Source organism: uncultured Algoriphagus sp., assembly GCF_963974835.1.
Classification (GTDB): Bacteria; Bacteroidota; Bacteroidia; order Cytophagales; family Cyclobacteriaceae; genus Algoriphagus.
Genome location: NZ_CAXBET010000006.1, coordinates 171,521 through 192,455, shown reverse-complemented (window position 1 = coordinate 192,455; position 20,935 = coordinate 171,521). Strand labels below are relative to the sequence as shown.

At 40.4% G+C, this 20,935-nt stretch carries 18 protein-coding genes; 8 read left to right on the top strand and 10 right to left on the bottom strand.

The genetic code is table 11. The annotated features are described in order from the left end of the window. Window positions 1–62 precede the first annotated feature (62 nt). A complete protein-coding gene (locus tag AACZ73_RS13630; protein WP_339878631.1) occupies window positions 63–446 on the bottom strand; it encodes a VOC family protein in 384 nt (127 codons plus the stop codon). A gap of 373 nt (window positions 447–819) precedes the next feature. Between AACZ73_RS13630 and AACZ73_RS13625 the strand changes: the two genes are divergently transcribed. The 8 genes from AACZ73_RS13625 (at window position 820) to AACZ73_RS13590 (ending at window position 12,105) form a co-directional block, all read left to right on the top strand. After that, window positions 820–3,867: a TonB-dependent receptor gene (locus AACZ73_RS13625; protein WP_339878629.1), complete on the top strand. Its 3,048-nt coding sequence runs from the start codon at window positions 820–822 to the stop codon at window positions 3,865–3,867. Window positions 3,868–3,886: 19 nt separating this feature from the next. Continuing rightward, window positions 3,887–5,389: a RagB/SusD family nutrient uptake outer membrane protein gene (locus AACZ73_RS13620; protein ID WP_339878627.1), complete on the top strand. Its 1,503-nt coding sequence runs from the start codon at window positions 3,887–3,889 to the stop codon at window positions 5,387–5,389. A gap of 67 nt (window positions 5,390–5,456) precedes the next feature. Then, window positions 5,457–6,629 (top strand): glycoside hydrolase family 88 protein, encoded by a 1,173-nt coding sequence (locus AACZ73_RS13615; protein WP_339878625.1) that lies wholly within the window; start codon window positions 5,457–5,459, stop codon window positions 6,627–6,629. A 39-nt stretch (window positions 6,630–6,668) separates the two neighbouring features. Then, a complete protein-coding gene (locus AACZ73_RS13610; RefSeq protein ID WP_339878623.1) occupies window positions 6,669–7,823 on the top strand; it encodes a DUF4861 family protein in 1,155 nt (384 codons plus the stop codon). Between the two features lie 48 nt (window positions 7,824–7,871). Next, a complete protein-coding gene (gene kduI, locus AACZ73_RS13605) occupies window positions 7,872–8,717 on the top strand; it encodes a 5-dehydro-4-deoxy-D-glucuronate isomerase (RefSeq protein ID WP_339878621.1) in 846 nt (281 codons plus the stop codon). A 93-nt stretch (window positions 8,718–8,810) separates the two neighbouring features. Then, window positions 8,811–9,596: a gluconate 5-dehydrogenase gene (locus AACZ73_RS13600; RefSeq protein WP_339878619.1), complete on the top strand. Its 786-nt coding sequence runs from the start codon at window positions 8,811–8,813 to the stop codon at window positions 9,594–9,596. Window positions 9,597–9,636: 40 nt separating this feature from the next. After that, the gene (locus tag AACZ73_RS13595) at window positions 9,637–10,671 is read left to right on the top strand and encodes a LacI family DNA-binding transcriptional regulator (RefSeq protein WP_339878617.1); all 1,035 of its coding nucleotides are present in this window, start codon (window positions 9,637–9,639) and stop codon (window positions 10,669–10,671) included. Window positions 10,672–10,695: 24 nt separating this feature from the next. After that, window positions 10,696–12,105, top strand: coding sequence for a tagaturonate reductase (locus AACZ73_RS13590; protein ID WP_339878616.1), 1,410 nt, complete (start codon window positions 10,696–10,698; stop codon window positions 12,103–12,105). Between the two features lie 92 nt (window positions 12,106–12,197). Here the strand turns inward: AACZ73_RS13590 and AACZ73_RS13585 are convergent, their stop codons facing one another. The 9 genes from AACZ73_RS13585 to rpsT form a co-directional block, all read right to left on the bottom strand. Beyond that, window positions 12,198–13,337 (bottom strand): glycoside hydrolase family 43 protein, encoded by a 1,140-nt coding sequence (locus AACZ73_RS13585; protein WP_339878615.1) that lies wholly within the window; start codon window positions 13,335–13,337, stop codon window positions 12,198–12,200. A 121-nt stretch (window positions 13,338–13,458) separates the two neighbouring features. Further along, complete coding sequence (locus AACZ73_RS13580; protein WP_339878614.1) at window positions 13,459–14,208, bottom strand: zinc-dependent peptidase; 750 nt, start codon at window positions 14,206–14,208, stop codon at window positions 13,459–13,461. 85 nt (window positions 14,209–14,293) lie between these two features. Next, complete coding sequence (rny, locus tag AACZ73_RS13575) at window positions 14,294–15,859, bottom strand: ribonuclease Y (protein WP_339878612.1); 1,566 nt, start codon at window positions 15,857–15,859, stop codon at window positions 14,294–14,296. A 66-nt stretch (window positions 15,860–15,925) separates the two neighbouring features. Beyond that, window positions 15,926–16,210: a cell division protein ZapA gene (locus AACZ73_RS13570; RefSeq protein WP_233754250.1), complete on the bottom strand. Its 285-nt coding sequence runs from the start codon at window positions 16,208–16,210 to the stop codon at window positions 15,926–15,928. A 1-nt stretch (window position 16,211) separates the two neighbouring features. After that, window positions 16,212–16,496 carry a hypothetical protein gene (locus AACZ73_RS13565; RefSeq protein WP_339878611.1) on the bottom strand — a complete coding sequence of 95 codons (285 nt, stop codon included), beginning with the start codon at window positions 16,494–16,496 and terminating at the stop codon, window positions 16,212–16,214. A gap of 2 nt (window positions 16,497–16,498) precedes the next feature. After that, window positions 16,499–18,910 (bottom strand): phenylalanine--tRNA ligase subunit beta, encoded by a 2,412-nt coding sequence (pheT, locus tag AACZ73_RS13560; protein WP_339878609.1) that lies wholly within the window; start codon window positions 18,908–18,910, stop codon window positions 16,499–16,501. A 118-nt stretch (window positions 18,911–19,028) separates the two neighbouring features. Then, window positions 19,029–19,646, bottom strand: coding sequence for a DUF1684 domain-containing protein (locus AACZ73_RS13555; RefSeq protein WP_339878607.1), 618 nt, complete (start codon window positions 19,644–19,646; stop codon window positions 19,029–19,031). 78 nt (window positions 19,647–19,724) lie between these two features. Next, entirely contained in the window at window positions 19,725–20,420 is a 696-nt protein-coding gene (radC, locus tag AACZ73_RS13550; RefSeq protein ID WP_339878606.1) for a DNA repair protein RadC, read from the bottom strand. Between the two features lie 97 nt (window positions 20,421–20,517). Then, window positions 20,518–20,772, bottom strand: coding sequence for a 30S ribosomal protein S20 (rpsT, locus tag AACZ73_RS13545; protein ID WP_057937416.1), 255 nt, complete (start codon window positions 20,770–20,772; stop codon window positions 20,518–20,520). Window positions 20,773–20,935: the final 163 nt, after the last annotated feature.

Here is a 20,935-nt window from a genome sequence, read left to right as displayed (position 1 = left end):
TTTGGCTGTTTTGTTAAAAAAACTATTAATTGATCCAAGGCAAAAATGCCGTGAGTAATCAATCAGATCATTGGCGTAGTTCTTTTACACAGCTGCAAACAAATACCCCAGGGATCTCGCAACATTACAAGATGTGATCCATCAGGTAAAACATCATCTGAAACCTCAGTAGCACCTGCTTCTAACAATCTATTTTTATCAGCTATAGGGTCATCTGAAACCAAAGCTAAATGAACTGTCAATGGATGAAATTTATCAAAATCCAAGGTTTGCCCTTTTGGGTTTGTATAGATTTCCAGCATTACTGTACCACTATCATCTGCCAAAAAAGTCATAAATGGAGATTCAACCATTTTCTTTTTTACTGTAAGACCCAGATGCTCTTCGTACCAAAGAGAAGTTGATGTAGCGTCCGGGACATTGAGAGCAAAGTGTTCAAATTTCATAAAAGAATTTTAGAGTAATAGTATTTATAGCATTCTGCAAAGTTGCGATTTACTGACAAACCTTTTTTGCAAAACATTAAAACTGAAGTTGTATCAAAACTAACAATTGTTAAATAAATAATGATGCAACCTGGTAATTAGTAAAGAGGACATAATTGTCATAATTTTTTAGACAATCGATTGTATGATTATTAAATTTTTTAGAAAACAATTATTCAATAATTGAAGTGAAAAACTTACAATTAGACTTCTATAAACCTATAAACCATTGATTTTTAAAATTAATCGATAAAAATTTTGAGAGAATAAGTTTTATACTTAAAATGCAATCGATTGCACATTAATTTAACATCAAAACCCAAAATCATTTAATATGAAGAAACTTTTAACCCCAGAAAAGAATCGATTCCTATGGGCATTTATTCTTATGATGCTTGTGAGTGCGGGTGCACTTGTCGCCCAAAGCAAGTCAGTTTCAGGCACAGTCACTTCTGACTCAGGGGAGACAATGCCCGGTGTCAGTATCGTGATAAAAGGAACGACTGTAGGCACTACTACCGATATAGATGGAAACTATACCATATCCACAAGTGAAGGCTCAACTTTAGTATTCTCATTCATAGGAATGAAATCAAAGGAGGTAATGGTAAATTCATCTAATGTTTACAATGTTGTATTGGAAACAGACATTTCACAGCTAGATGAAGTATTGGTTGTAGGATATGGAACAACAAAGAAAAGTGATTTGACTGGGTCCGTATCCTCAGTGAAAGCCCAGGAACTTACCGCTTTTCCTGTAGCAAATGCTACACAGGCACTCCAGGGACGTGCAGCAGGTGTAAGTGTACAAGCAAATAACGGAGATCCGGGGGGAGCACTCAAGGTGCGTATCCGTGGTGGTAATTCTATAAATGCAAGTAGTGATCCTCTTTATGTAGTAGATGGATTTATCGGAGGAACACTACCTCCATCTGAGGACATTCAGTCTATTGAAGTATTGAAAGATGCGTCCGCCACAGCGATTTACGGATCTAGAGGTGCAAATGGCGTGATAATGGTAACCACCAAAAAGGGAACAGTTGGAAAAGCGAAGGTTGACTTTAACACTTCCTATTCCTCACAGAAAGAAATTAACAGACTAGATCTACTTAATGCTGATCAATTTTTAGACTATACCCGGGAAGTTATCCCAGACTATGTAGATCATGGAGCCGACACAGATTGGCAAGACCAAATTTTTAGAACAGGGGGAATTCAAAACTATCAACTTTCCGTATCTGGAGGATCTGATAAAACAAATTATTACGTTTCCGGATCCTTTTTTGACCAAGATGGAGTCATTATAGGTTCAGACTTCAAGAGATATGCAGTAACAAGTAATTTAAATTTCAATGTTTCGGAAAAAATTACTGTCGGCCTAAATCTTCTTGCTAGAAGAACTGGAAGAAATGGTGTCGTGACACAAGAAGGCTCTGCAGGTGCCGGTGGGGCTGGTGTTGTTGGTTCGTCGCTTAGATTTATGCCTGATCTTCCTGTTACCAATGAGGACGGAAGTTTTACTTTGGCCTCAATAGGAGACCCAATTGATAATCCATATGCAGTGGCAACCCAAAGAGAAGAAGAAACACTCGCAGATCTTTTGCAGGGAAATCTTTTCATCAACTATGACATTACAGAAGCACTGTCTTTCAAAACTACGCTCGGCGTAAAAACTGATAATTACAGAACCGGTGTTTTTGTACCTACCACTCTCTATGCTGGTAGGAATGTAAATGGTGACGCTACTATAAGCTCAGGAAAAAACACAGATATCATCAATGAAAACTACCTGACTTATAATTGGAAAATCAATCCAACTAATACGCTGACAGCGCTAGGAGGATATTCTATTCAAAAGTCCACTGACAATTATTGGGCTGCAGGATCTCAATCATTCATTACAAACTCAGTTTCTTTCTGGAATCTAGGTGGAGGAGCAGTTCCAAAAATCCCTAGTTCTTCTTTTTCGGAAACGCAGATCGCTTCTGTATTTGGCAGAATTAATTACTCATTTAACAGTAAGTATCTGCTCACATTTAATGCACGATATGACGGATCTTCCAATTTCAGTAAGAACAACAAATGGGCATTTTTTCCATCCGGTGCTTTTGCCTGGAACATGAAGGATGAAAATTTCATGCAAAACGTCGACTTCATCTCTGATTTCAAATTGAGAACAAGTTATGGCTTGACAGGTAATCAGGCAATTTCACCTTATCAGACCCTTGCCAGATTCTCTACATCATACACTATCATTGATGGTGTTCCTGTAAATGCGGTAAGGCCAACAACTGTTGCTAACGATGATTTGACCTGGGAAACAACCCGGCAGTTTGACTTAGGAGCTGATATCTCATTCTTTGAAAACAGGCTAAATATTACAGCAGATTATTATAGAAGTGTTACTTCTGACCTGTTGTTCTCTGTGCCGCTTCCTTCCTATTCAGGCTACTCAAGCCAATTGCAAAATCTAGGTAAAGTTGAAAATAAAGGCTTTGAATTTGCACTAAACACGGTGAATACAACAGGTGCATTCCAATGGAATACCGGATTCAACATTTCTTTCAACAGGAACAAAGTATTAGAACTTCCTGACGGAAATGACATTCTATATGGCTCAGGGCCAGGACATTTGATTGGCCTAGGACAAACTCAAATTCTCCGCGTAGGTGAACCTGTCGGTAGTTTTTATGGATGGGTTTATGATGGAGTTTATCAGGAAGGTGATGATTTCCTGCCGGGAGGTGGATTTGAGCAGGTAGCAGGTGGTGAAAAATTCCGGGACATTGATGGGGAAAAAGATGCAAACGGACAACTTACCGGGAATCCTGATGGTACACTTAACTCAGATGACAGAACGGTGATTGGAAATGGACAAGCAAAGTTCATTTGGGGATTGAACAATGACTTCAGTTTCAAAGGATTTGATTTAAACATTTTCTTCCAAGGATCTCAAGGAAATAAAATCCTGAGCTACACACTTTTGGAAATCGAGACGTTGTCTGGATCTAATAATTCAACTACTCGCGCATTAGACAGATGGACTCCTTCCAACACAGATACAGACGTTCCTAAACGTACCCTCAGCCGCTCTCAACGAGTATCAACACGATGGATTTACGACGGTAGTTATGCTCGATTAAAAAACATCTCATTGGGTTATACCTTCCCATCTACAGTTTCAGATAAAATATCTGTATCGCGAATTAAGCTTTATGTAAGCGCGCAGAACCTTCTGACGTTTACAAAATATCCAGGATTTGACCCTGAAGTGAACTACAGTTCTTCTGGAAGTACCAATTCCAACAGAAACTTAGGTTTGGACTACGCCAGCTATCCAAATGCTAAATCATATACTGTAGGTCTAAACATTAGCTTCTAATCATCCTAACATCAAAATCATGAAAACGACAAAAAATATAATTTTAGCTGTTTGGTTGATGCTATCTGTTTCAGCCTGTGCAGATCTGAATGAAAAACCTATCGGTGTTTTTGCGCCTGAGACCTTTTTCAAAACCCCAAAAGATGTAGAAACTGCTGTCTTGGGAGCTTACGGAGTGATCGCTTCGGAAAATCTCTTTGGAAGACAATTTATCTGTGCACTGCAATTCCGTGGTGACATGGTAGACATTGGTAATCGTGCCACTTCAGCAGAACGAATCCAAGTCAATGATTTCAACATGGATTCCAATAATGGAATGGTTGGAAAGTTTTGGCCGCAATGGTTTCAAGCAATCAATGCTGCCAACTCGGCCGAAGCAGGAGGAATGAGCCTGGGGCTTTCGGATGAGGAGATTAATCCTTTGATTGCCGAAGCCAAATTCATCAGGGCATTTTCCTATTACCACTTGGTGAGAATGTTCGGTGATTTGCCTTACATCAATTTTGCAGTTACGGATCCTTCAAGTCTAAAGACTGTTTCTAAAACTTCAGAAGCAGAGATTTATGCAGGTATTATCGCTGATCTCGAATTTGCCAAGCAGTGGCTACCAGATACACATAAGAATAATATACGTACCCGTCCTACCGCAGGCACTGCGGCATCCTATCTCGCTTCTGTTCACTTGACTTTAGGTGAATACCAGGAGGCATATAATGAAGCAAAATTTGTTATAGACAACAAAGCGTTATTTGGATATGAATTGGAGACGGACTTCGAAGACAATTTCAAAGGCTCTATTGCAAATTCCCTAAAGGAGACCATTTTCGCTTTTGACTTCCTTGGTCAACAAAATGTCGGAGGAAATAACGATGACTCTCTGGTGCCGATGATATTAGTGCTTAATCTTACAGGAGGCTATGGTGTTTCAGTTCCAAGTATGAATGTATATGAGGAATGGGACGATAGGGATTACAGGAAAAAAGTAAGTTTTATTGACACACTGACTATTGACGGTGTAGCACATCCTTACACTGATTTCTCCACTCAGAGACCACATATTGGGAAGTGGGCAAGAGATTTCGGCAATGGTAATGCCATCGGGCGATACTCTGATCATAACTTTTCCGATTTTAGATATGCAGAGGTTTTGTTGATCGCTGCGGAAGCATTGGGTGAAATAAATGGTCCAAATGAAGAAGCTGCTGGCTATTTAAACCAGATTCGGGCGAGAGCCAGAAACTGGAATGGAGTTCAATCCGATTTTCCTGCCGATGTAGCTCCTAGTATGAGCAAATCCGAATTCATTGATTTGGTAATGGAAGACAGAAGATTGGAACTGGCATTTGAGTGGAAAAGATGGTATGATATAAAGCGAAGAGATCTGGGCGCGGAGGTTTTTACAGGTCCAAACAGTCTTGAGCCACACCCGAATTTTGACCCTAGTCGGGATTACCTGATGCCACTTCCTGCTTCCGAATTGAGAATCAATCCGAACTTGTCTCCAAACAATCCTGGTTATTAATTCTTATTTTGTAAAAATGGATCGACGAACGAATTCGTCGATCCTATTTTCCACAAATCCCGAGTCAATGAAACATTTATTATTTCTTTGCTTAGGCATATGCCTTTTAGCTACTAGCTGTAAATCAACCGCAGATTTAAGCGTATCCAAGACCATGAATACTGCGGAATCCCAACTTAAATACAGTCTGAAAAACCATACCGATAAGTCAACATACCCACGGTCAGTTAATGCTGACGGAAGTTTGCATGCAGTTTCTTCGAAAGATTGGACCAGTGGATTTTATCCAGGAAGCATGTGGTATATGTATTCTTATACCCAGGATCAAAAATGGGCTGACTCCGCTGCAGCCTGGAATGCAGGTTTGGAAAGTGCCAAATTTCACACTCATACTCATGATCTTGGTTTTGTGTTGTATTGCTCATTTGGTAATGGCTTAAAACTTACCGAAAATCCAAAATATGCTCAAATTCTGTTGCAGGGATCCCAGACCTTGATTAAAAGATTTGACCCTAAAGTTGGAAGTATACGCTCTTGGGACTTTGGATCCTGGGAATATCCTGTGATTATCGATAATATGATGAACCTGGAAATGCTATTTTGGGCTACCAAATACAGTGGAGATACTAAATTCTACGATGTGGCTGTAAAACATGCGGAAACCACTTTGAAAAATCATTTTCGACCGGACAACAGCAGCGTGCATGTGGTAGATTATGATAAGACTTCAGGCAATGTAAAAGCGAAAAAAACGCATCAGGGTTATTCTGACGAGTCCGCTTGGGCAAGAGGGCAGGCCTGGGGCTTATATGGATTTACTGTGGTATACAGAGAGACAGGTGACAAAAAATATCTGGAGCAAGCGGAAAAAATCGCAGACTTCTTTTTAAATCATCCAAACCTGCCAGAAGACATGGTTCCTTATTGGGATTTCAACGCACCTGATATTCCTAATACCCCCAGAGATGCTTCTGCTGCGGCAATAGCAGCTTCTGGATTACTTGAGCTTGGAAGATATTCTGCTAAGGGCTCTACTTACTTTGATGCGGCAGAAAAAATTCTCACAAGTCTCAGTAGTCCTGCCTATTTAGCTAAGCCAGGCACTAATCAAGGGTTTATCCTGAAGCACAGCACTGGGCATATGCCTAACAAATCCGAAATAGATGTGCCGATCAATTATGCAGATTATTATTTTCTAGAGGCATTGCTAAGGTACAATATGCTTAACCCTGAGAAGTAAAGTCCAACCCTACTTTTAGGCATCCAATAATTCCATATTATGATCTTTCAACTTATACTAAATGCCTTTCTGGTAATTTCAGCTGATCCTACCTTCACTGTAGAAAACAAACTGGATTTCCGGAGAAAAGAAGTAGTCAGTATATCTATGACCCAACTTGAAGAATTGTTGGATGAAAAATTCGACACTTCTTCCCTTCATATAAAGGAGACCAAATCAAATCTGACAGTGCTGACACAGTGGGTAGATTCTGACCTGGATGGCCACTTAGATGAGCTACTCTTTCTCGCAGAAGTGAATGGAAATGAAACCAAAAGTTACACCCTGACTTCAAATGCCGAACCTGCTAGTTCTGATATCAGCACATTTGGCCGATTTGTACCTGAACGAATTGATGACTTTGCCTGGGAAAATGACAAGGTAGCTTTTCGCACCTATGGCCCTGAGGCGCAACGACTGACAGATGAAAAACTTCCCGGCGGTACGCTTACAAGCGGAATTGATGCTTGGCTTAAACGTGTGGATTATCCCATCATAGATAAATGGTATAAGAAATATGTAGATGGTGGGAGTTATCACAATGACTCGGGAGAAGGATATGATCCCTATCATGTAGGTGATAGCCGAGGAATCGGAGGAATCGGAGTTTTGATCGAGGATTCATTGTATGTTTCTAAGAATTTTACCACTTATAAACTTATAGCAAATGGTCCTTTACGGACAATTTTCGAATTGAGTTACGCACCATGGAAAGCAGGTGAGGCAACTATTCAGGAGACAAAAAGGATTTCTCTAGATTTGGGATCTCAACTTTATCACATGGAAGTGAAATTGAAAAGTGACAAATCCTTACCTAACGTAACAACTGGTATTACCCTCCACAGTGGAAATGGTGAAGTGAATTCTGACCCTGAGGCTGGATGGATTAGCTATTGGGAAACCATAGATGATGCCAAGCTAGGTATTGGAATAGTTGCGAGTAATACAGATATCGATCGATTATTCGAGTTCAGGACTGAATCCAAGGAACAAAGTCATCTATATATGGTTTTCAAACCAAAGGAAAAAATCAGCTTTTACGCAGGTTTTGGATGGGAAAAAGCTAACGAATTCTCTTCTCTTTCTGACTGGAATAAGTACCTCATGAATTTTTCTAAAACACTTGAATCTCCCTTTATTTTAAAACTTGATTAAATAATTATTTAGTACTGCTTTGCCAGACTAATATAACCACCCTTACTTATGCAAAACCAATCTTATTTTATTCAGCATGCCGTTAGTCCGCGTGAGTTTAAAAGTATGGATACAGATCAATTGAGAGAATCTTTTTTGATGGAAAATCTATTCATAGAAGATCAAATAAACATGAATTATACACACTATGATCGTATGATTGTGGGAGGTGTAGTACCTATCAGCAAAGACTTAACACTGGAAACTATAACACCTCTAAAATCTGATTACTTTCTTGAACGTAGAGAATTGGGGATTATAAACATAGGTAAAACGGGAGAAGTCATAGCAGATGGAGTGAGCTATACCTTGGAAAATAAGGAAGCGCTTTACTTGGGAAGAGGCACAAAGTCAGTCACTTTCAAATCTGGAAATTCTACAGATCAGCCAATATTTTATTTTAATTCTGCCCCGGCTCATACCACTTATCCATCAAAAAAAATCAGTGAGCAAGAAGCAGAAAAGGTAGTAATAGGTTCTCTTGAAACATCCAATCATCGTAAAATCCGAAAGCTGATTGTGAATAGTGTTGTTAAAACCTGCCAACTTCAAATGGGCCTTACCGAACTCAAAGAAGGGAGCGTATGGAACACACTTCCAGCGCATACTCATGATCGAAGAATGGAAGCGTACCTGTATTTTGATCTTCCAGAAGATCAGATGGTTTGCCACTTTATTGGAGAGCCCCAGCAAACCAGACATATTTGGATGAAAAATCAACAAGCTGTTTTGTCTCCACCATGGTCTATTCACAGTGGAGCCGGCACTTCCAATTATACTTTTATTTGGGGAATGGCTGGAGAAAATCTCGATTATGGAGACATGGATGTGGTCGCACCTTCAGAATTAAGATAAAATTAAAACAAGGTTTGCCTATCCATAGAAAGATATAGGTATGAATAAAACCAGGCGAAATCCACATTGCCTTTGAAAACCAAATCACAAAACATGAAACCTAATTTCGAACTAAAAGGCAAAATTGCTTTCGTAACGGGAGCAACACACGGGCTTGGTATGGCTATGGCAAAAGCCCTCGCCCATCAAGGGGCTACTTTGGTCATCAACGGTCATACACCTTCTAAGATGGAAGCAGCACTAAAGGATTATGCTGCCGAAAATATAAAAGCTCATTCCTATTTATTTGATGTAAGTGATGCAAAAGCTGTGGATGCAGCCATCACTAAAATCGAAGAGGAAGTTGGTAATATTGATATTTTGGTAAATAATGCTGGTATGATCCAGCGGGTGCCAGCTCTAGAAATGGCGCCGGAAGACTTTCGGAAAGTTGTTGACATTGACTTGGTGTCACCGTTCATAGTTTCCCAGAGAGTTGCCAAAACCATGGTGAAAAATGGCAGTGGGAAAATCATAAACATTTGCTCTATGATGAGTGAACTTGGCCGAAATACAGTAAGTGCCTATGCGGCAGCCAAAGGTGGTTTGAAAATGCTAACCAGAAACTTGGCCACCGAATGGGCTAAATACAACATTCAAGTCAACGGCATAGGACCAGGTTATTTTGCGACTGAGCAGACTGCTCCGATCCGGGTAGATGGACATCCTTTCAACGATTTCATTGTCAATAGAACTCCGGCGGGAAGATGGGGAGACCCTGACGACCTTGGAGGAACAGTAGTTTTTTTAGCCAGTCCGGCGAGTGATTTCATTAATGGTCAGATCATCTATGTAGACGGGGGTATTTTGGCAACTATAGGAAAGCCAATTGGAGAATAGTTATTTTAGCTGCTGCAATCGTAAACCCAACCTATAGGCAATGAAAAACGGTAAAGCCACCATTCATGACATAGCTGAAAAGCTACAGGTAACTGCCTCTACAGTTTCGAGAGCATTAAATAACAATCCCAGAATCTCTGAAGCCACAAAGAAAAAAGTATTAAAAGCTGCAAAAGAACTGAATTACCAGCCGAATAACATTGCTTCAGCGCTAAGAAGCGGTCGAAGCAAATTAATAGGCGTAGTAGTTCCAACTGCGAATAGAAACTTTTTCTCCTCGGTCATCCGAGGGATAGAGGAAATTGCCAATTCATTGAATTATAAGGTGGTCATTTCCCAGTCATACGATGACTACGAAAAGGAAATGCAAACTATTGAAGCTCTGCTAAATGTACAGGTAGACGGTGTTATTGCATCCATAGGAAAGACGACTGAAAACGTAGATCATTTCAAAAAGATATTAAAAAAGGGAATTCCATTGGTATTGTTTGATCGAGTGACGAATGAGCTTGATGTTAGCCAAGTTGTAATTGACGATTATTATGGGGCATTTCAGGCAACTGAGCATTTGATAGAACAAGGATGCAGGAGAATCATACATTTTACCAGTTCCCAAAACATCAATATCTACAAAGAGCGCAAAAGAGGTTATGAAGATGCCTTACTGGAACACGGAATTCCTTTGGATTCAGAATTGATTCGATTTAGTAAGCTTCAGCTGGAAGATGGGCGGGCATCCATGCAGGAAGTCATTGATGCAAAAATCCCTTTTGACGCAGTATTCTCAGCCTCAGATTATTCTATCATGGGAGCTATGCAGGTATTGAAAGAGAATGGATACAAGCTTCCTCAAGACGTAAAGTTAGTTGGCTTCGGAGACGAGCCTTTCACCTCCTTCACTGAACCAACACTGACTACAGTCAACCAAAAAAGTATTCCGATGGGAAATATCACAGCGGAAACATTTTTTGAAATTCTAAATCAAAAGGACCAAACCAATATAATTTCCAAAAAAACGATTCTAAAACCAGAACTAATCATCAGGAATTCCTCCTTAAATATTCAGAAGATCTAACACCCTTTACACACGCTACTTTTCATGCAACTTCTATCCAAAACTGCTCTACCTCATACTTCTCCAAGACCTGTCAAGATTCTTCAATTTGGAAATGGAAATTTCCTTCGTGGATTTACAGATTGGATGGTAGAAAAGTCAAACCAAGCTGAAGTATTTGATGGTGATATACACATTGTGCAAGTCCATAGCAAGTCTGCAAATAATCCAATGAAAGACCAAGATTGTCTTTTTCATGTGATAGAACAAGGCTTAAAAAATGGAGAATTGGTACAGGAATCCACCCTTGTCACCTGTGTAGCAGGAATTACAAATGTGTTTGAAGATTATGAGGAATACCTGAAACTCGGAGAAAATCCGGACCTACGATTTGTAGTATCTAATACCACGGAAGCAGGAATTGTTTTTGACCAAACTGATCACTCAGCAGACAGTATTTCTAAAACTTTCCCTGGGAAACTTACAGCATTGCTTTACCATCGATTCAAAACTTTCGATGGGGATGCTTCAAAAGGCCTGATTTTCCTCCCCTGCGAATTGATTGAAGGAAACGGAGATGCACTAAAGGAATGCATACAGAAATACATTTTATTCTGGAAGTTGCCGGCAGAGTTTTCTGAGTGGATTGATTGGAAAAATATTTTCTGCAACACGCTAGTAGATAGAATTGTCCCTGGTTTCCCAAAAGGATCGATTGAAGAAATTCAGGAGAAACTCGGCTACAAAGACAATATGGCTGTGATGGTGGAGCCTTATCACTTTTGGGCCATAGAAGGGGCTGACACTGTGAAAAAAGAATTCGCATTGGATAAAGCGGGTCTCAATGTGAAATTTGTGGATAACCTCGCTCCTTTCCGTACCCAAAAAGTAAGAATCCTCAATGGCGGTCATACTTCTATGGTGCCTTATGCATATCTGAAAGGCCTAAGAACTGTAAGAGAAGCTGTGGAAAACCCGGAAATCGGAGCTTTTTTGAAAGAAGCGATTTACGAGGAGATCATTCCCACACTTGACATGCCTCAGAAGGAATTGGAGCAATTTGCAAATGATGTATTAGAGCGGTTCGCCAATCCATTTATTGTGCATGAATTAAAGTCCATCGCGCTAAATAGTATTTCCAAATTCAAGGTCCGTGTTCTTCCTTCACTACTTGCTTACTATGAGTTGAAAAAAGTTTGGCCAGAAAAACTTACATTATCTTTCGCCGCGCTATTGGTATTCTATAAAGGAAATTACAATGGAGTCGAAACTCCAGTAAACGACAACCCAACGATTATTTCAGAATTCAATGCAGCTTGGAAGCTTGGTTCTACTAAGGAAACTGTAGAGAAACTATTGAGTGAGAGATCCTATTGGGGAGAAGACCTGAGGAATTACGATGGACTGGTGGAAGCTGTATCTGAATCAGTAGACCAACTTTTACAAGCTAAGTAGGCTCAAATAAGATTATCAGATTCAAATCTGTTTATATAAAAAGAAAAAGGGAAAGCAATAGTATGCTTTCCCTTTTTCTTAATGGGCAATCCTTATAAAGGCATAACCTGCGGGGTAGTTGTTGGTCCATGGACCACTAAAGTGCCGTCAGGTTTGATTTCCATTTTATCGAGAAATACTACCCGCTCTTGTCCTGATTCCTTCGTACGACCATGATAAACACAATACATGTCTCCATTATCCATGAAAACAATGTTATTGTGTCCAGTGCCAGTCACCTCGCCACCTTTGTGCGTATTGAGTTCCAAAACCGGATTATTTTCCGCTTTGGTAAAAGGACCTAATGGACTCTTGGAAGTTGCATATCCAACGGCATAATTTTCACCAGCGTAATAGTTGCTAGAATACATCATGTAATAAGTGTCTTCATGCTTAAATATCACAGACCCTTCAGTCCATCTTCTGTTTATTTCCTGCTTGGTAACTGACCTGCTTTCCCACTCGGATTGCGCATCATCCATTTTCACAGGCGGGCGAAGGCATAAAACAGGCTCGCCAATTACCCCCGAGAAATCAGGTTTAAGCTCAACTCCGTAAACCCAGCTTTCTTCGATCTCCTCATACCAGCCTTTCTCTTTGGCCCAGTCTGCTACTTCACTTTCCACAGGATGCTTGTAGCATGCTCTTGAATAATAGAGGTAATATTTCCCGTCCTCCCAATAAACATTCGCATCAATAATAGGATAGCCAGGATCAAAAATAGGCTTGTCGTACATCTCTGTAAAAGGTCCAGTCGGGCTATCAGACTCTGCCACTCCAATCATGAAATTCTCCTCTTCGTTCGTTGGATTCACCTTCCATTGGGCGCTAAAAAACATGTAATATTTCTCTTCAATTTTATAGACTTCCGGAGCCCAGAAGAATTTACTTGCCCAGCTATCTTCGGTATTTCCCTGATAGACCTGACCTTCAAATTTCCAATCAATCAAGTTTTCGGATGAATAAGCAGCAAAACCATCTTTTGCTCCCCCTCCGGTTCCGTACATATAGTATTTCCCATCCCCGTCATTCAGTATAAATGGATCTCCAAATGCTACATCCAAGGGATTGGAATATGTTTCCTTATCCAAATCAAATGTGGATTCCTCCTGCTTTGTTTCCTTGGGCGTGCAAGATCCTAAACCGATCAAACTCAACATTACGACCCCAACATACTTAAGCGAACTTCTCATGTAGCAATACTTTTTTAGTTTTCTAAACTACCAAAGTACATTCTTTTGCTAAAAAGGAATTGATTCTAGATAAGAAAGCAGGGAAAAAGATCAAAATGGATTTTAAGATTTCAAATGAATTTCAAATTGCAACTCTGATCCAAACCCTAGGATCTTGGCGCATCAATCTCACCAATGCCCCATATAGCTCGGGATGATAATCAAAAAATTCATGAGGCTTTTCGAAGAACGTTTCCAAAGCAACCGCGAAAAACTCATCATCATCAAAGCCGGCACTTGATCTGAAAACGGTTTGGTCTCCGACTTTTATTTTTTGGATTTCTTCATTGGCGAGTACTTGGAAAGACCGATAAACCTCCGGGTTGAAGAATTCACATTCATCGTTATAGTAAATCTGATTTTCCAGTTTGAGGGCATGGGCGACCTCATGAATACCAAGATTTACTCCATCTTTCTCGTTTTTCATCCCATCCAGAAAACAATTCCATGACATGGCAATAATCCCATGCCTTGGGTTAACCTCACCTCGATGGTACTTCTGGGAAATGGTGCTGTAATATGTATCTGGGTATATCAGGATTTTATCGAAATGACGAAGACGAATGTCATCCCAGCCAAAAGTTACCATCACGATGGTTGCTCCGATTAGTAATTTCATTTCTGGAGTAACAACCCGTATCTCAGACCTACCTATAAACGATTTGGAGGTAAGAATCACTTGAAGCTTCTCCCTAAATTCCTTTTTGTGCTTTTCTGAAAGCCTGGCGTAATACGGAAACTTTTGTTGCAGAATCTCAATTTCAAATTCAGTCAATCGAACCTTACTAAACAATATTCGAAGTTCCTCTATCAAACTTGCGAGGCTGTTCATCCTATACAATGGTATCATAAGCATAAAATAGAAAGGGCAGCTACCAAGTTAGTAACTGCCCTCAAAATAAGAATTAATACTTACGTTATCTAGCGTAATTTACTGACCTCATTTCTCTGATTACAGTAATCTTGATCTGTCCAGGATACTGCATTTCCTTTTCTATTTTCTGAGAAATATCAAAAGAAAGCTTACCTGCTGTAGAATCATCTACGTTATCTGCATCTACTAAAACCCGAAGTTCACGACCTGCCTGCATAGCAAAGCATTTATTCACCCCGTCAAAGCTCAAAGCAAGCTCCTCAAGGTCTTTCAGACGCTTGATGTAACTATCCATCACTTCGCGTCTTGCGCCTGGTCTAGCGCCTGATATCGCATCAGAAGCCTGTACAATCGGCGAGATCATGGAAGTCATTTCAATTTCATCGTGGTGAGCTCCAATTGCATTGCAAATCTCAGGATGCTCTTTGTATCGCTTCGCAAGCTCCATACCCAATACTGCGTGGGGGAGTTCCTGCTCCTCATGCCATACTTTTCCAATATCGTGAAGCAAACCTGCACGCTTCGCCATCTTCGCATTCAAGCCCATCTCAGCAGCCATGGTAGCACAAAGCTTGGCCACTTCTCTTGAGTGCTGCAATAGGTTCTGACCGTAAGAAGATCTATATCTCATACGTCCCACCATTCTGATCAACTCAGGATGGAGACCGTGAATACCTAGATCTATACAAGTCCTTTCGCCAATCTCGACGATTTCCTCTTCTATATTCTTTTCAGTTTTCGCAACAACTTCTTCAATTCTCGCTGGGTGAATACGTCCATCCTGCACCAATCTATGAAGGGAAAGTCTAGCTACCTCTCTTCTTACCGGATCAAAACCGGAAATAATAATTGCTTCTGGCGTGTCATCAACGACAATCTCCACTCCTGTAGCTGCTTCCAGCGCACGGATGTTTCTTCCTTCCCTACCTATGATTTTACCTTTGATGTCGTCACTTTCAATGTTGAATACAGACACACAGTTTTCAACAGCATGCTCAGTTGCTGTACGCTGTATGGTATCCAAAACGATCTTCTTCGCCTGCTTGGTAGCTGTAAGTTTTGCCTCGTCAAGGATGTCTTTGATCTGGGAAGACGCTCTGGAATTAGCTTCCTCGGTAAGCATAGTTACCAATTGATCACGAGCTTCTTCACGGGTAAGATTAGCAACTTTTTCAAGGTCTGCAATACGCTGATTCGTTACGCGATCAAGCTCCTCCTTTTTAACTTTTACAGAATGTAGTTGAGCACTAAGATTTTCAGATTTGCTATCTAATTCAGCTTCTTTTCTCTTCACTTGCTCCAATTCCTTGGAAACCTGCTGCTCTCTTTGTTTAACCTTATTCTCGTTGGTGATGATAATATTCTTCTTATTATTCATCTCCTCATCAAACTCAGATTTCAGCTTGAGGTACTTTTCTTTTGCTTCTAGAATTCTGTCTTTCTTGATAGACTCTGCATTTATCTCTGCTTCTCTGAGCATGGATTTCACACGCTCGCGAGTCTCTTCTTCTAATTTTGCGTTTTTATTCTTTATTAATGCGCCAGCAATAGCGGCTCCTGCACCAGTCCCAACAAGGGCTGCGAGGACAATATATAGTATGTCTCCCATAGGTATTTTGGATATAATTAGACCTTGGGGAATCTGAAAAATCTCCTGATTTTGTGTTATAAATAATTATAGCGCCTTAGCTAATAAAGCGTTAATATGAGAAATACTGGATTTAATATGCTCGGAATCTTCCGTGTTAACTTGGTTAGTTTCTAACGATTCCACCATGCAATCGAAGGCTACCATCGCCAGCAAATCCTGGTTATCGTCCAGTCCGTACTCCTCTTTATACTTTCTTAATTTTTCATTTATCAGCTTGCCAGCATGGCGGATTTTGGACTCATCCTCGATCTTCACGCGCATAGGATATTCTCTATCCCCTATTTTCAATCTGATGGCAAGTGTCTCCATATTACTCAGATAAGTAGGTGATTAAATGATCGATCTCTTGTATATAATTATTGATTAGGTCACTCATTTCAGTTGACTGTTCCGGATTCACCGGTTGGTTGTCTACAATGTTACTAATTTTAATTTTATTTTTAAAATGTTCGATTTCCTGCTCCTTTTTATCCAAAGCAGTACTTACTTCAGATAATTTTTGCTTCAATTGCTGGTTTTCCTCACTGATCTCAAGCAATTTACTACTCGCCTGTAGCGCGAGTTTCTCTAATTTTTGCAGTTCCTCCTGAATCATTTCTATGTTCTTATCAAAGCACCTACCTCTTTCTCAAAGGCTTGAATCAATTTACTCATAGTTTTGTCAATTACCTTATCAGTTAACGTATTTTCCTGATCCTGTAAGTGAAAACTTAATGCATATGCCTTTTTGCCAGCATCAATTTTATCACCTTGGTACACATCAAAAACTCCAATTCTTTTCAATAATTTTCCACCAAACTTCGTGGCTACCGTTTTCACCTGATCATAGCTCACCGTTTTGTCTATCACCAAGGAAAGGTCTCTGCGAACTTCAGGGAATTTTGAGATCTCCTCAAACTTCTTCAAACCTGTAGCTTTTTTGCACAGCAGATCCCAGTTCAAATCCGCAAACCACACTTCTTGTCTTACTTCCGCTTGCTTCAAAATCTTATCATCCACGAGACCTATTGTCGCCAATTCCTTCTGACCAAGCATGATTTTCAAACCATATGCATAAGGCGCGGTTTCAATCATAGAAAGATCGCCTGCCTGCACATTCAGCTTTTCCAAAATAGCTTCAACCGTCGAATAAATGTCTGCGAAAGCAAATGATTTGGTTGGCTCCAACCAGCTTTCGGCAGTCTTTTTTCCCGTAAGAAAAAGAGAAAGTCTTCTGCTTTCTGAATATCCTCCCTCAGCCTTATGATAAACGGTGCCAAATTCAAAGTATTTCAAATCGGTCTGACGACGGTTTATATTTCTGGCTAAAACCTCCAGCCCGGAGTAAAGCAAACTTTGACGCATCACATCCAGATCCTCGCTAAGCTTGTTGTAAATAACAACATTGTCTTTTGGATCAAGGAAGCCCGATTTCTCCGCATAAGTCGACTTGGTCAAGCTATTGGTAATCATCTCGTAGTAACCCTGACCAGTCAATATCTCAGTAAGGCGATATTGCAGCTTGTTCAAATCCTTCACAGGATGCTCCGCGAGGTAATCCGTTCTTAGGTTTTCGGAAAGCTCCACATTGTGGAAACCGTAGATTCTTAAAATCTCTTCGATGATATCGGCTTCCCGAGTTACATCCACTCTATATGGCTTGGCAGTGGCGGTAAAGCCCTCTGCCGTTTCATTTTCCACTTTGATCTCCAGGCTTTCCAAGATAGATTTCACCTGAGTAGGCTCAATTTTCTTTCCAATCAGACGATTGATATGACCGTAATTCACATCAATCATAAAATCCTCGATCGGCTCAGGATAGATATCAATCAGCTCAGAGCTCACTTTTCCTCCCGCGATCTCCTGAAGTAACTTAACCGCCATTTTCAGCGCATAAACTGGCATATTAGGATCAGTCCCTCTTTCGAAACGGAAAGAAGCGTCTGTTTTCAAGCCATGAAACTGGGATCCTTTTCTGACGATATCCGGAGAAAAATAAGCAGACTCCAGGAAAATGGAAGTGGTGCTATCTGAAACTCCAGAATCTTCTCCACCAAAAACCCCAGCGATACAAAGTCCACCTTTTGGATCTTTAATCATCAATTCTTCACCGGAAAGCTTGCGCTTCTTTTCGTCTAAAGTCACAAATTCTGTGTCCTTCGGAAGTTTGCCAACGATGATTTTTCCTTCGGAAATTTTCTCTGCATCAAAAGCGTGAAGAGGCTGACCCAAATCATGTAAAATGAAATTGGTGATATCCACCACATTATTGATTGGCTCCAAATCCAATGCCTTCAGGAAATTCTGAAGCCAAGCCGGAGAAGGCCCAACTTTCAGGTCTGTAATCACCACTCCGGCATATCGTGGGCAATCAGCAGTGTTTTCAACTTCCACCTCAATCACAGGACCGGAAGTTTCTACTTTCAATTCAGGTGCAGCATCGATTACTAAATCCTTTCCCAAGAGTGCCTTCAAATCTCTCGCAACTCCTAAGTGGGAAGCTGCATCAGCACGGTTCGGCGTTAAACCGATTTCCAACACCTGATCCTGACCAATCTCAATGAATTCAGAAGCCGGAGTACCATTTGGCAGGTCCGTATCCAAAACCATAATCCCGGCATGGCTGGACCCTAGGCCTAACTCATCCTCAGCACAGATCATCCCTTCGGAAACCTCGCCTCTGATCTTTGCTTTTTTAATCTGGAATGAATCTCCTTCAGATGGAAAAAGTGTAGCTCCAACTGTTGCAACCAACACCTTCTGCCCTTTGGCCACATTTGGTGCTCCGCAAACAATCGGTGAAATTCCAGTTCCAATATCTACGGTGGTAATGCTTAATTTATCAGCATTAGGATGCTTTTCGCAAGTCAACACCTCTCCAATCACAATACCTTCAAGACCTCCTTTGACTGAAACAAATTCTTCAATTCCCTCCACTTCCAAACCAGACTGCGTCAGCAAGGCGCCGATTTCCTCTGCAGATTCGGTATGAGGGATATATTTTTTTAATCGATTTATCGAGATTTTCATTCGTAGTACTAGATAAAGCAAATCAGAATTGACCTGCGTGATAAACAAAAGGGGTTCGAAAACCCCATTTTATTCAATAATGCGTACAAATTTAAGAGATTTGAGCTAGTCAGAAAGGCTATTTCCCGTAATTTTTCTCACCAACTGGAATTGGGATGTCCAGTAAATTTTCTTTAGGTGGCAGCGGGCAGCCATAATCTGGATTATAGGCACAATATGGATTGTATGCCAGATTGAAATCAATGGTGATGCTATTCTTCCCATCCTGCCGGGCGTTGATATATCGTCCTCCTCCATAGGTCTCAACAGCACTGGTTTCATCGGCAAAGGCCAAAAAGAAATTACGCTTGTCCGGTTCATTCATCGCCTGGAGCAGCAAGAGTTTCTCAGTCTTACCATTCAGTTCAAATTCAGCCCAGGAGTGCTCTATGTATTTCTCCTTTGTCCCATCCGTAAGCGGGACCTCTCTTACCTTCCTGTCTTCTATCGCCACCATCCGTGCCTTCACCTTGTAGTTTGGGTCGATTGGATAAAAATTCAATTTGGTAAAAGAAGCCTTCTGTTCATCAGTAAGTGGGGATTCAAAGTTGAACCGGATAAACTTAAACTGTCTTTCCCGCTCAGCCTCTATTTTTTCAATGTAATCTTCAGGAGATTCAGCACTCGTCAAAGTGTAAACGACCGCAGCAAAAACCACCACTGAGATAATCAGAAGTATAATTGTATTGTTTTTCATGTCTCAATAATTTTCCACTCAAAGGTGAACTAGCCTATAGAGAATTCACCTGGTTTAAACAGGATGTTTCCTGATTAATTAGAGAATGCCGTCATCGGCGAAGCTAAAGTAGCCACTATCTGTAAAAATCACATGGTCAAGTATAGGCAAATCTAATTCTCTACCTACTTTGACCAAACGCTGAGTCAGCCGCTTGTCTTGTTCAGAGGGGCTTAAATTACCACTAGGATGATTATGAACTAATATTATTGACTGAGCCAGGTGCTCCAAGGCTATTTTGAAAACGATTTTAGGATCTACAACTGTTCCTGCAGTACCACCTTGGGACACTAGGTACTTCTTCATCACCTGATTGCCTCTATTCAATAAAATCAAATAAAAATACTCAACCTGCTCATCAAGTAACTCTGGGCGCATCAGATCATAAATATCCTGCGAACTGCTAATCTTAGGCTTTACCACAGGTTCAGAATCCTTCCTTCTACGAGCCAATTCCATCGCAGCAATGATAGAGATGGCTTTTGCTTCCCCTATTCCCTTAAATTTCTTCAAATCCTGAATTGAGAGTTTTGCCAAAGCCCGAAGGTCATAATTCACATTAGCAAGAATATGCTTCGATAGATCCACTGCGCTGACTGAAGGAGTGCCTGAGCCAATCAGGATTGCAATGAGTTCGGCATCTGTTAAGGCTGACCTCCCTTTGAGGAGTAGTTTTTCTCTTGGGCGATCTTCTTCTGCGAGTTGGGAAATTTTGATAGAGGAGTAAGTATCCATAGTGCTCAATTAAAAAATGATCTATGAATTTAAATACTTAAGAGGACAAAAAAAACCCTGACAAGCAGGGTTTTAGAGAAATAAAAATCTTAGAGAATTAACCTAGAGCAGAAACGAACTTGGCCAATCTTGATTTTTTGTTACTTGCGTTGTTCTTATGAATCACATTCTTCTTAGCCAACTTGTCCAACATAGAAGATACTTTCTTGTAAAGCTCAGAAGCTTCTACTTTATCAGTAGTTGCTTTCAATCTTTTGATGAAAGTTCTAGTTGTTTTAGCCTGATATCTGTTTCTCAAACGCTTAGCTTCGTTAGCACGAATTCTCTTCAGAGCTGATTTGTGATTTGCCATATCTTGATATTAATTGAATTTCTTTACGTGTCCCTATCCTGAATCGGAGTGCAAAGTTATTGTATTTTATTAAATCTGCCAAAGGAATTTTAAACATTCCCCATCAAAGCAGCCATTTTCAAATCCAATAATTTGGCAAAACCTTCGATTGCTGGGCAAATAT

Excerpts from the sequence above, each read along its gene's own strand:
- AACZ73_RS13590 (WP_339878616.1), top strand. The coding sequence starts at position 10,696 with ATGCAACTTCTATCCAAAACTGCTCTACCTCATACTTCTCCAAGACCT.
- AACZ73_RS13630 (WP_339878631.1), bottom strand. The coding sequence starts at position 446 with ATGAAATTTGAACACTTTGCTCTCAATGTCCCGGACGCTACATCAACT.
- AACZ73_RS13615 (WP_339878625.1), top strand. The coding sequence starts at position 5,457 with ATGAAACATTTATTATTTCTTTGCTTAGGCATATGCCTTTTAGCTACT.
- AACZ73_RS13620 (WP_339878627.1), top strand. The coding sequence starts at position 3,887 with ATGAAAACGACAAAAAATATAATTTTAGCTGTTTGGTTGATGCTATCT.
- radC (WP_339878606.1), bottom strand. The coding sequence starts at position 20,420 with ATGGATACTTACTCCTCTATCAAAATTTCCCAACTCGCAGAAGAAGAT.
- AACZ73_RS13585 (WP_339878615.1), bottom strand. The coding sequence starts at position 13,337 with ATGAGAAGTTCGCTTAAGTATGTTGGGGTCGTAATGTTGAGTTTGATC.
- kduI (WP_339878621.1), top strand. The coding sequence starts at position 7,872 with ATGCAAAACCAATCTTATTTTATTCAGCATGCCGTTAGTCCGCGTGAG.
- rny (WP_339878612.1), bottom strand. The coding sequence starts at position 15,859 with ATGGGAGACATACTATATATTGTCCTCGCAGCCCTTGTTGGGACTGGT.
- AACZ73_RS13570 (WP_233754250.1), bottom strand. The coding sequence starts at position 16,210 with ATGGAGACACTTGCCATCAGATTGAAAATAGGGGATAGAGAATATCCT.
- pheT (WP_339878609.1), bottom strand. The coding sequence starts at position 18,910 with ATGAAAATCTCGATAAATCGATTAAAAAAATATATCCCTCATACCGAA.
- AACZ73_RS13580 (WP_339878614.1), bottom strand. The coding sequence starts at position 14,208 with ATGAACAGCCTCGCAAGTTTGATAGAGGAACTTCGAATATTGTTTAGT.
- AACZ73_RS13555 (WP_339878607.1), bottom strand. The coding sequence starts at position 19,646 with ATGAAAAACAATACAATTATACTTCTGATTATCTCAGTGGTGGTTTTT.
- AACZ73_RS13625 (WP_339878629.1), top strand. The coding sequence starts at position 820 with ATGAAGAAACTTTTAACCCCAGAAAAGAATCGATTCCTATGGGCATTT.
- AACZ73_RS13600 (WP_339878619.1), top strand. The coding sequence starts at position 8,811 with ATGAAACCTAATTTCGAACTAAAAGGCAAAATTGCTTTCGTAACGGGA.
- AACZ73_RS13565 (WP_339878611.1), bottom strand. The coding sequence starts at position 16,496 with ATGATTCAGGAGGAACTGCAAAAATTAGAGAAACTCGCGCTACAGGCG.
- AACZ73_RS13595 (WP_339878617.1), top strand. The coding sequence starts at position 9,637 with ATGAAAAACGGTAAAGCCACCATTCATGACATAGCTGAAAAGCTACAG.
- rpsT (WP_057937416.1), bottom strand. The coding sequence starts at position 20,772 with ATGGCAAATCACAAATCAGCTCTGAAGAGAATTCGTGCTAACGAAGCT.
- AACZ73_RS13610 (WP_339878623.1), top strand. The coding sequence starts at position 6,669 with ATGATCTTTCAACTTATACTAAATGCCTTTCTGGTAATTTCAGCTGAT.